The sequence below is a fragment of the Streptomyces durbertensis genome (assembly GCF_014156695.1).
Taxonomy (GTDB): Bacteria; Actinomycetota; Actinomycetes; order Streptomycetales; family Streptomycetaceae; genus Streptomyces; species Streptomyces durbertensis.
In genome coordinates this window covers 1-682 of sequence record NZ_WMLF01000897.1, presented here as the reverse complement: position 1 = coordinate 682, position 682 = coordinate 1, and the positions used below count along the sequence as shown (strand labels likewise).

Annotated in this window: 1 protein-coding gene; it reads left to right on the top strand. The window is 71.1% G+C overall.

The window, feature by feature from the left end; genetic code table 11:
• A partial coding sequence (locus GL263_RS27545; RefSeq protein WP_228456887.1) for a DUF2278 family protein occupies nucleotides 1-678 on the top strand: 678 nt, incomplete at its 5' end.
• Nucleotides 679-682: the final 4 nt, after the last annotated feature.

The window sequence follows — 682 nt, the reverse complement described above, 5'->3', positions numbered from 1 at the left end:
ATGGGGGATCGTGGGGGGATGGCATTGCAGCGGTACGGGGTGTTGTGCGGGGTTCTGCGGGACCACTTCCGGGACCAGCCGGACACGCAGGGGCGGTGGTACCACGTGAACCTGCGGGTGGACGCGCCGGACGGGCGGTACCGGTGCGCGGTGGACGTGGACAGCAAGCAGTCGAGCACCGGGGTGCGGTGGAAGCGGTTCGCCGTGGACGCGGCGGTGCTCGGGCCGGTGGCCGGGTTCGCGGGCGGGTACCACGAGTTGGAGCGGGCGCCGGGGACGGGGGCGTTGGACTTCCAGCGGCATCCGGGGTTGCTGGGGCACCGGAGGTGCCGGTTCGCGCACCGGTTGCCGCGCTGGCTGCGGGAGGCGCTGGAGCCGTTCTGCCGGCCGCTTCCGTGGACGGCCGGCTCGAACCTGGAGGCGGCGGAGGCGTTCGAGCCGATCCTCGTGCCGGGGCGGGGGATCCTGGTGTTCGGTGAGCCGTTCCGTACGGGGCTGGGGATGCACAACATCCATCAGAACCAGGGTGATCCGGCGGGCAGCCAGTGGTGGGACGAGAACGGCGTCTGGCAGGACGGTGCCACGATGACACGGCGGGAGGACGGGCGGTTTGACGTCTTCCTGTCGAAGTTCTCCACGCAGGCGGATCGGACGGATGACGAGGGGCATCCTGTGTGAGGGG